The sequence below is a fragment of the Phenylobacterium sp. genome, assembly GCF_004799515.1.
Lineage (GTDB): Bacteria > Pseudomonadota > Alphaproteobacteria > Caulobacterales > Caulobacteraceae > Phenylobacterium.
In genome coordinates, this window is the sequence record NZ_SSMX01000054.1 from 65,134 (window position 1) to 74,379 (window position 9,246).

Consider the following 9,246-nt stretch of genomic DNA (forward strand, 5'->3'; position numbering starts at 1 on the left):
CGCCCGCATGATCGACGTGACCTTGCAGAAGATGACCAGCGAACAGGTCATCGAGATGGGCGACGGCCTGCTGGCCGGCGGATTCTTCGCCATGGCCAAGGAGCTCTATGGGGCGGCGTTGCGGCACGAGAGCCGGACCGCCATGCGCTTCCGTCTGCGGCTGCGCATGGGCCTGGCGGGCGACCGACGGACCCGCTCGCAGAAGCTGCTGCAGGACCTCAAGCGGTTCGAGGCGGAGGACAGCCAGGTGTTCGTCAGCGCCGGGATGATCACCTGGATGAAGAACATCCCCTTCCTCGACGACGAGCGCTTCATGGCCCTGGAGGAGAAGCACCAGCACCTGCTGCCGATCCCCAACTGGCACTGGAACCTGCAGACCGTGGTCTGGGCCCTGCACCAGACCCGCGACGTCGAGGGCGACCTTGTGGAGATGGGCGTCTTCAAGGGCCACACCACCCTCTTCTGCGCCGAATACCATGACTTCCAGGACTGGCCGAAGCGCTGGGTCCTGTTCGACACCTTCGACGGCATCCCCGACGACCAGGTCGACGCCGGCTGGGAGCAGGTCAACACCTCGACCTACAAGGGCACCTATTCCTACGAGGACACCCGCGACCGGTTCGCGGGCTACCCGAACATCGAGGTGATCCAGGGCCGCGTCCCGGAGATCCTGCAGGACCATTGCCCCGAGAAGGTCTCCTTCCTGCACATCGACCTGAACAACACCACCGCGGAGATCGCGGCGCTGGAGTTCACCCTGGACCGCCTGAGCCCCGGCGGCGTGCTGATCCTCGACGACTACTGCTGGGCGCCCGCCCGGGCGCAGTTCCTGGCCGAGCGCCAGTGGTTCGGCGAGCGTGGCCTGCACGTCCTGCCGCTGCCCACCGGCCAGGGCGTGTTCATCAAGCGCTGAGCCGAGCGCCGACTATTCCGGAGACCCTTGCCATGACCGACCTGCTGCTCCTGCCCGGCGACGGGATCGGGCCCGAGGTGACCGCGCAGGTGCGCCGCGTGGCCGCGCGCCTGGCCAACGACCTGAAGGTCGACGAGCGGCCGTTCGGCGGGTCGAGCTACGACCAACTGGGCACGCCCCTCGCCGACGAAACCTTGGCTGAAGCGAAGGCGGCGAAGGCGGTGCTGATGGGCGCGGTGGGCGGCCCGCAGTGGGCCAATGCGCCGCGGGACAAGCGCCCGGAGGCCGGCCTGCTCGGCCTGCGCGCCGGCATGGGCGTCTTCGCCAACCTCAGGCCCGCGCTCTGCTTCCAGCCGCTGGCCGGCGCCTCGACGCTGAAGCGCGAGGTGATCGAGGGCCTGGACCTGATGATCGTGCGCGAGCTGACCGGCGGGGTCTATTTCGGCAAGCCGCGCGGCATCGAGGACCTGCCCGGCGGCGGCCGGCGCGGCGTCGACACCCAGGTCTACACGACCCATGAGATCGAACGCATCGCCCGGGTGGCCTTCGAGCTGGCGCGCGGCCGCAGGAACAAGGTCCACTCAGCCGAGAAGTCCAACGTCATGGAGACGGGCCTGCTCTGGCGGCAGGTCGTCACGGATCTGCACAAGCGCGAGTACGCCGACATCGAGCTGGAGCACATCCTGGCCGACAACGCCGCCATGCAGCTGGTCAAGAACCCCAAGCAGTTCGACGTCATGGTCACCGACAACCTGTTCGGCGACATCCTGTCGGACGAGGCGGCCCAGCTCACCGGCTCGCTCGGCATGCTCCCCTCGGCGGCGCTGGGCGCGCCGGGCACGCCCGGCCTCTACGAGCCGATCCACGGCTCGGCGCCGGATATCGCCGGCAAGGGGATCGCCAATCCGCTGGCGGCGATCCTCAGCTTCGAGATGGCGCTGCGCTGGTCGCTGGACCGCGCCGACCTCGCCGACAAGCTGTTCGCCGCCGTGGGCCAGGCCCTCGAGAAGGGCGCCCGCACGCCCGACCTCGGCGGGTCGCTGACGACAGTGCAGATGGCGGACGCGGTGCTGGCGGAGCTCTAGAGCCGCCGGCTGAGGAACAGCGTCCCCGCCACCGGCGTGTCGTAGTAGGGCGCTATGGGCGCGAAACCCACTGAGCGGTAGAGCGCGATCGCCGCGCCCATCTCCGGCAGGGTGTCCAGCCGCACCTCGCGGTAACCGATGGCGCGGGCGGCAGCGATCACCGCCGCGACCAGGGCGCGGCCGAGACCTGCGCCACGGCCGGCGGGCGCGACGTAGAGCCGTTTCATCTCGCCGCAGCCAGGGCTCGCCATGGCCGCAGGGCTATGCAGCCAACAGCGCGGCCCGCAGCGGCCCTGGCCAGCAACAGCGCGCCGCGCGGCGGCCCGTAGGCGCCGGGCAGGCCCGCGAGTTCGTCTGCGAAGCCCTGGTAGGCCAGATCGACGCTGAGCCCGGCGGCGTAGTCCCGGAACAGGCGCGCCGCGTCGGCCAGGTCGGCGGGCGAGCCCGCCGGTGCGATCTCGAGCGGCGTTGCGGCCATCCCTAGAGCCTGAGCCGCCAGGTCTCGCTGACCTCGGGATGGCCGAAGTCGTCGTGGGTCCAGGTCTCCTCCAGGACGAAGCCCGCGGCCGCGTAGATCTTCCGCGCAGCCGTCAGCACCGGGTGGGTCCAGAGCACCACCTCGCGGTAGCCGGCTTCGCGCGCGAACGCGACGCAGGCCTCCGCCAGCCGCCGGCCAAGGCCCGCGCCGCGCGCCTGGGGCGTCAGCAGCAGCAGGCGCAGGCGCGCCACCTGCGGCTGTTCGTCCCTGACCAGGAAGACGCAACCCAGCCTCTCGCCGTCCCGCTCGGCGATCCAGCACCGCTCGCACGTGGGATCGAACCGCTCGAGGAAGTCGGCGCAGATCCGCGCGGTCTTCCACTCGATGGACGGCCCCCAGCCGTATTCGGTCCCGTAGACCTCGGCGTTGCGTGCGATGACCCAGCCCATGTCGCCCTGCCGGTGCGGGCGAAGCGTGATGGGCGTCTCCGCCGCCTCGCGGGCGCCCAGCAGGCTCTCCACGGTCCGCATGGCGTCGACCAGCCGCGGACGCTCGGCGGCCGACAGGGGCGCCAAGAGGCCCTCGACCACCGCGGCGGCCCGCCGGTCGAAGGGGCCGAACACCTCGGCGCCCTGGGGCGTCAGGCGCAGGACCGCGCTGCGGCCATCGCTCGCCGAGCGTTCGCGCGCCACCACCCCGTCGCGCTCCAGCCGCGCCACGATGCGGCTCAGGTAGCCCGCGTCGAGGCCGACGATCTCGCCCACCGCCTTGGCGGTCGTCCCGTCCGCCCGGGCGATCTCATAGAGCACCCGGCCCTCGGCCACCGTATAGTCGGTGCCGAGGTAGCCCTTGTCGAGCACCCCGATGGTCTGGGTGTAGAAGCGGTTGAACCGGCGCACGGCGGCGATGGGATCGGGCGTTTCGAGATCGGGCGCAGCGGACACGACGGCCTCCGAGGACACCCACAAGCTGAACCTCATTAGTTGACGGAGTCAACTAACTCCTACGCCAGCACCGCCCGAACCGCGGCGACGGTGCGGGCGACGTCGGCGTCGGTGGTGCGCCAGTTGCAGACGCTGATCCGCATGCAGCGGCGGCCCTGGAAGGTGACGCCGCCGAAGAAGGCTTCGCCGGAGGCGTCGATGGCCGCGATCACCGCGTCGGTGCGGCGGTCATGATCGGCCTCGCTAGCGCCGGCCGCCGGCGACAGGAAACGCACCAGCCCCTGATTCAAAGCCGACGTTGCGACCGTCTCCGCGCCGGGCAGGGCGCCGATACCTTCCGTCAGCGCGAGCGCATGGCGGCTGGTCCGCGCCACCAGCTCGGCCACGCCGTCCCGGCCCAGCTCGCGCAGGGCGGCGTAGATGGCGAAGCCCCGGGCGCGGCGGGAGAACTCCGGGTTCCAGTCGATCTGGTCCCGCGCCGCCCCGCCGGCCGGCAGGTAGCTGGTTGCGAGCGTCATGGCCGCCCGGTGCGCCGCGGCGTCGCGCACCATGGCCAGGCCGGAGTCGTAGGGCACGTTCAGGTACTTGTGCGCGTCGGTGGTCCAGCTGTCGCAAAGCTCGACCCCACGCGCCAGGTCGCGGTGCGCCGGGCTGGCCTTCGCCCACAAGCCGAAGGCGCCGTCGACGTGGGTCCAGGCGCCGGCGGCGCGGGCCATGGGCGCGAGCTGATCGAAGGGGTCGAACCCCGCGCGGTTCAGCTCGCCCGCCTGCAGCACCACGATGGTCGGGGCCTCGCCCGCGTCCAGCGCCGCGCGCAGCGCCCGCGGTTCGACCCGGCCCTCGGCGTCGGTCGCCAAGGGGACGATGTTGTCGGAGCCCAGGCCCATGAAACGCACGGCTCGGTCGACCGAACCGTGCCGCTCGGCGTTGGCCAGGATGCGGATGGGCGGCGAGCCGGCGAGGCCGCGGCGCTCCACGTCCCAGCCCCGGTCGCGCAAGACGGCGTGGCGGGCCGCGGCCAGGCAGGTGGCGTGGGCCATCTGGGCGCCGGTGACGAAGCCGACGCTGGCCTCCGCCGGCAGGCCGAAGAGGTCCTTCAGCCAGCCAGCCGCCACCTCCTCCACCACCGAGGCGGCCGGGCCGCAGGCGTGGATGCCGGCGTTCTGGTCCCAGACGCTGGTCAGCCAGTCGGCGGCGATGGCGGAGGGGACGCCGCCGCCGATCACCCAGCCGAAGAACCGCGGCCCTTGCGAGCCCAGGATGCCGCCGGCGGTGTCGGCCACGAGCTCGTCGATCACCTGCGCAGCCGCGACGCCGGTATCCGCCAGCGGCCGGCCGAGGCGGGCGCGCATCTCCTCCAGCGAGGCGGTGGTCGCCACGGATCGGCTGTCGAGCCCGTCGAGCCCGTCGAGCCAAGCAAATGCGTGTTCGGCGGCCCGCATCAGGACCTCGCGCTCGGGCGTCTCGATCAGCATGGCGTCCTCACCTTAGGAACCGGCGAAAAGGGCGGGCTGGCGGTCCGGAGTCAACCGCGCGCCTCGCCGTTTCCGGACCCCGTTGCCAAGCCCGCGCCGGCGTGGTCCCTCAAGGCGCGGCAGGCTTGGGAGGACGAGGGATGGCCCACTGGCTCGTGAAATCGGAGCCCGCGAAGTACAGCTTCGAGGATCTGCAACGCGATGGCCGCACCGTCTGGGACGGTGTGCGCAACAACGCCGCGGCCCTGCACCTGAAGGCCATGAAGGTCGGCGACGAGGTGCTTTACTACCACTCGCAGGAGGGCCTCGCCGTCGTGGGTATCGCCGGGGTCGTCAAGGAGGCCTTCCTCGACCCCAGCGATCCGGCCGGCCGGTTCGTGGCCGTGGAGCTGGCCGCGGTGAAGCCGCTGCCGAGGCCGGTCACGCTCGCCGAGATGAAGGCCAACCCCGGCCTGGCCAGCCTGGAGATGATCCGCCAGGGCCGCCTGTCGGTCTCGCCGGTGCGCGCCGCCGAATGGGCGGCGATCCTGAAGATGGGGGAGGGCTAGAGCCTAGATCGCGGCGATCGGACTAGGCGCCGTCCAGCTCCAGCCGGCAATCTTCCAGCCATCGGCCGTCTTCTTCAGAGCGAAGGTCATCTGCGCCGGCTGACGCATGGCCGCGCCCTTCTGTTTGAAGGTGTAGGTGACAGCGGCCACCACATAGGCCGCGCCGCCGGAAAGCACCTCGCGCTTCACAGCGCCGAAGGCGACAGCTTCCTCCGAGATTCCTTTCGCCTGGTCGTTCTTGGCGAGGTCGGCGGCCCAGGTCGCGAAGGACTTCGGGCCGACCCAGAGGTGGGGCGGGACGTCGTCGATGATCGAGACCGAGGGCAGAAAGGCGGTCGCCGCGCCGGCTACATCACCCTTGTTGAAATCGTCGATGAAGGTGTGGATCGGCGCTTCGGTCGCGGCGTTTCCGGCGGCCGCGGCCCCCGTTGCGAACGCCCCGAACGCCGCCACGCATGCGATTGCCAATCCAAGCGACTTCATGATCCCGGCTCCCGTTTGAAGAACGAAGTTCAATCTACACCGCTGCGGCGCTGAGCCCAGCCGGGCTTAGCCGGCCTCGACGGTCATCTGGGTCTGGGTGACCAGGGCCATCAGCTTGCCCTCGGCGCTGGTGATGCGCGTCTGCCAGACGCTGGAGCGGCGGCCGATGTGCAGAGGCGTGGCCTCGCCGGTCACCACCGAGCCCACCTGAGCGCCGCGCAGGAAGTTGGTCTTGCTCTCCAGCGTCGTGGTGCGCGCGCCCGGCGGCAGGTTCAGCACCCCGCCGATGGCCCCCAGCGCATCGGCGAAGGCCATGTAGGCGCCGCCATGCAGGATGCCGCCGGCCGTGCAGAGGTCCTCGCGCACCGTCATGCGCCCGACCACGCGGTCCTTCTCGCGGACCACGATCTCGACCCCCATCAGATCGGAGAACGGCATGCCGGTGGAGGCGGCTGGGGCGGCGGCTTCGGACATCGATCAGGCTCCCCTCGCGAGCGCATCTCCAGATGCCACCGCGCCTTAAATCTCATGGTCGATGCGAGCCTTGGGGTCTCGGCTTGTCAAGGACGCGCCCTCGGCGCGCCGCGTGGCGGCCGGGCGCAGCCCGGTCCTTGAGAAGCCGAGACCCCAAGGCAAACTGGCCGCCATGAGAACTAAGCCGCAGCCCGCGCGGCTCATCCCCAACCGGGATGATAACGAAGGAGGGGCGGTTGCGCCCCGGCCACGCGCGCCCCACTTCAGCTCCGCTGGGGCGTCTGTCAGCATCCATCGCCTTGCTTCGGCCGGCTTGGGGGCGTAACGGAACCGTCCCTTCAAGACTAAGGAGACACCCGATGGGTTACCGGGTCGCCGTCGTCGGCGCCACGGGCAACGTGGGCCGCGAAATGCTGAACATCCTCGAGGAAGTGAACTTCCCCGTGGACAAGATTCACGCGATCGCCTCGCGCAAATCCATCGGCATGGAAGTCAATTTCGGCGACCAGATCGTCCGCTGCGAGGACGTCGAGCAGTTCGACTTCTCACGCGTCGACCTGGTGCTGATGAGCGTGTCCGGGACCTTCTCCAAGGAATGGTCGCCGAAGATCGCCGCCGCCGGCCCCATCGTCATCGACAACTCCTCCGCCTGGCGGATGGACCCCGATGTGCCGCTGATCGTGCCGGAGGTGAACCCGGACGACGTCGAGTGGGCGAGCCGCAGGAACATCATCGCCAACCCCAACTGCTCCACGGCCCAGCTGGTGGTGGCGCTGAAGCCGCTGCACGACGCCGCGCGCATCAGGCGGGTGGTGGTCTCGACCTACCAGTCGGTGTCGGGCGCGGGCAAGGAAGGCATGGACGAGCTGTTCGACCAGACGAAGAACGTCTTCGTCCTGGGCGCGACGCCGCCGAAGACCTTCCCCAAGCAGATCGCCTTCAACGTCATCCCCTTCATCGGCGCCTTCAAGGACGACGGCTACACCGACGAAGAGCAGAAGATGTGGAACGAGACCCACAAGATCCTCGATCCGGCGATCAAGCTGACGGTGACCTGCGTCCGCGTGCCGGTGATGGTCGGCCACTCCGAGGCCGTGAACATCGAGTTCGAGACCCCGCTCGACGAGGACGAGGCCCGCGACATCCTGCGCGAGTCGCCGGGCATCCTGGTGATCGATAAGCGCGAGCCCACCGGCTACATGACGCCGAAAGAGGCCCAGGGCGAGTTCCCGGTCTTCGTCAGCCGCATCCGCAACGACCCGACCGTCGAGAACGGGCTGAACCTGTGGGTCGTGGCCGACAACCTGCGCAAGGGCGCGGCCCTCAACGCCGTGCAGATCGCCGAACTGCTCCACGCCCGCGGCCTGATCCGCCAAAAAGCCCTCGCCTGACGCCATGACACCCGCGGCGCCAGGCGGAGAGTCCCGTCTGGCCCTCGGGGCGGGGATCGTCTGCTACCTGATCTGGGGGATCGTGCCCCTGGTGTTCCAGGCCATGGGACACCTGGGCATGGCGCCCTGGGAGATCCTCGCCAACCGCACGGTCTGGGCGGTCCCGGTGGCGTGGCTGTTCGTCCTGGCCGCGCGGCAGGGTGACGAGGTGCTGGCGGCGTTCCGCAATCCGCGGGTGCTGGCGTGGCTGGCGCTGTCGTCGCTGCTCATCGCCGGCAACTGGTCGATCTACATCTGGGCGGTGAACTCCGGCCGGGTGCTGGAGACGGCGCTGGGCTACTACATCAACCCGCTGATCGGCATGGCGGCCGGCGCGCTGCTATTCCAGGAGAAGATCGACCGGCTGGGCTATGCGGCCATGGGCCTCGCGGCCCTGGGGGTGGTGGTCCAGGCGGTCGCGGTGGGCGGCCTGCCGATCGTGTCCCTGGCGCTGGCCTTGAGTTTCGGCGGCTATGGCATCGTGCGCAAACGCGTCGCCGTTTCCGCCCAGGCCGGGCTCCTGGTGGAGTGCCTGCTGCTGGCGGGGCCCGGCCTGGCCTATGTGCTGTGGCTTCAGAAGAGCGGTGTGGGCCACCTGGGCGCGAACTGGCCCGCGAGCCTCTGGCTGCTGTCCTGCGGGCCGTTCACCGCCGTGCCCCTGGTGCTGTTCGCCTGGGCGGCGCGGCGCATTCCGCTGTCGTCGCTGGCCTTCCTGCAGTTCCTGGGTCCCACCACCGGCTTCGTGGTGGGCGTGTCGGAGGGCGAGGCCTTCACCCCGCTGCGCGCCGCCTCCTTCGGCTTCATCTGGGCCGGCGCGGTGGTGTTCGCCTGGGCCGGCTGGAAACGCTCGCGGCCGGAACTGAAAGCCACCGCCCTGGTTGAACCCGCGGAATGACCAAAGCTTAATTGGGGTCCGGCGACCGCCCGGTCTAAGGTCGCCGCGAAGCTGGAGGCCTTGCGCCATGCAAAGACTGCTCTGCGCCATCGTCGTCCTGAGCGCCTGCGCCGCACCCGCCGCCTGGGCCGCCGCGCCCGCCTGGACGCCCGCGCCGACCCTGGTCGAGACGATGGACGCCGCCAAGCCACGGCCGCTGCTGATCCTGGGCCCCGCCGACGAGGTCACCGCCAGCGCCCACCTGGTCTACAGGGCCGACGCCAAGGCCCCGGCCATCGAGGGCCAGCTCGACGTGGTCGAACACGGCGTCCTGGTGGCCGACCCGGCGTGCCGCACGGCGCCGCAGGACGGGTCCGCGGCCAAGGCCCCGGCGCCGTCCGATCCCCGTCCGCAAGACCCGCGGGTCTCCTGTTCCTGACCTGAGGGCCGGGATTTGCGGCGCTGACGGCGCACCTTCATCAAGTCATCGCAAAGTCACGGCAGACCAGGGTCCGCCGGACGGGCGTTTGCGAAATCCTCGC

The 9,246-nt window shown here is 70.4% G+C and carries 12 protein-coding genes; 6 read left to right on the forward strand and 6 right to left on the reverse strand.

Features of this window, described 5'->3' with window-relative positions; all coding sequences use genetic code 11:
• Positions 1-7 precede the first annotated feature (7 nt).
• Both E8A49_RS21670 and leuB read left to right on the forward strand, forming a co-directional pair.
• A complete protein-coding gene (locus E8A49_RS21670) occupies positions 8-913 on the forward strand; it encodes a TylF/MycF/NovP-related O-methyltransferase (RefSeq protein WP_293386381.1) in 906 nt (301 codons plus the stop codon).
• A 32-nt stretch (positions 914-945) separates the two neighbouring features.
• Positions 946-1,998 (forward strand): 3-isopropylmalate dehydrogenase, encoded by a 1,053-nt coding sequence (leuB, locus tag E8A49_RS21675; RefSeq protein ID WP_293386382.1) that lies wholly within the window; start codon positions 946-948, stop codon positions 1,996-1,998.
• Here leuB and E8A49_RS21680 read toward each other — a convergent pair.
• From E8A49_RS21680 to E8A49_RS21695, 4 genes are read right to left on the reverse strand one after another with little or no spacing between them, the layout of a single operon-like run.
• Complete coding sequence (locus E8A49_RS21680; RefSeq protein ID WP_293386383.1) at positions 1,995-2,225, reverse strand: GNAT family N-acetyltransferase; 231 nt, start codon at positions 2,223-2,225, stop codon at positions 1,995-1,997. The genes leuB and E8A49_RS21680 overlap by 4 nt on opposite strands.
• Positions 2,222-2,476 (reverse strand): hypothetical protein, encoded by a 255-nt coding sequence (locus tag E8A49_RS21685; protein ID WP_293386384.1) that lies wholly within the window; start codon positions 2,474-2,476, stop codon positions 2,222-2,224. The genes E8A49_RS21680 and E8A49_RS21685 overlap by 4 nt, the downstream gene beginning before the upstream one ends.
• Before the next feature lie 2 nt (positions 2,477-2,478).
• Entirely contained in the window at positions 2,479-3,420 is a 942-nt protein-coding gene (locus E8A49_RS21690; RefSeq protein WP_293386385.1) for a bifunctional helix-turn-helix transcriptional regulator/GNAT family N-acetyltransferase, read from the reverse strand.
• Positions 3,421-3,479: 59 nt separating this feature from the next.
• Complete coding sequence (locus E8A49_RS21695) at positions 3,480-4,895, reverse strand: pyridoxal-dependent decarboxylase (RefSeq protein WP_293386386.1); 1,416 nt, start codon at positions 4,893-4,895, stop codon at positions 3,480-3,482.
• A gap of 140 nt (positions 4,896-5,035) precedes the next feature.
• On the opposite strand from E8A49_RS21695, the gene E8A49_RS21700 reads away from it, so the two are divergent.
• Positions 5,036-5,443 carry an EVE domain-containing protein gene (locus E8A49_RS21700; protein WP_293386387.1) on the forward strand — a complete coding sequence of 136 codons (408 nt, stop codon included), beginning with the start codon at positions 5,036-5,038 and terminating at the stop codon, positions 5,441-5,443.
• A 3-nt stretch (positions 5,444-5,446) separates the two neighbouring features.
• Here the strand turns inward: E8A49_RS21700 and E8A49_RS21705 are convergent, their stop codons facing one another.
• Positions 5,447-5,926, reverse strand: a complete 480-nt coding sequence (locus E8A49_RS21705) for a nuclear transport factor 2 family protein (RefSeq protein ID WP_293386388.1) — start codon at positions 5,924-5,926, stop codon at positions 5,447-5,449.
• A gap of 66 nt (positions 5,927-5,992) precedes the next feature.
• On the reverse strand, positions 5,993-6,400 hold the full coding sequence (locus E8A49_RS21710) for a PaaI family thioesterase (RefSeq protein ID WP_293386389.1): 408 nt from the start codon (positions 6,398-6,400) through the stop codon (positions 5,993-5,995).
• 359 nt (positions 6,401-6,759) lie between these two features.
• Here E8A49_RS21710 and E8A49_RS21715 point away from each other — a divergent pair, with 359 nt between their 5' ends.
• The 3 genes from E8A49_RS21715 (at position 6,760) to E8A49_RS21725 (ending at position 9,143) form a co-directional block, all read left to right on the forward strand.
• Entirely contained in the window at positions 6,760-7,791 is a 1,032-nt protein-coding gene (locus E8A49_RS21715) for an aspartate-semialdehyde dehydrogenase (RefSeq protein WP_293386390.1), read from the forward strand.
• Positions 7,792-7,795: 4 nt separating this feature from the next.
• Complete coding sequence (gene rarD, locus E8A49_RS21720) at positions 7,796-8,725, forward strand: EamA family transporter RarD (protein ID WP_293386391.1); 930 nt, start codon at positions 7,796-7,798, stop codon at positions 8,723-8,725.
• A 67-nt stretch (positions 8,726-8,792) separates the two neighbouring features.
• On the forward strand, positions 8,793-9,143 hold the full coding sequence (locus E8A49_RS21725; RefSeq protein ID WP_293386392.1) for a hypothetical protein: 351 nt from the start codon (positions 8,793-8,795) through the stop codon (positions 9,141-9,143).
• Positions 9,144-9,246: the final 103 nt, after the last annotated feature.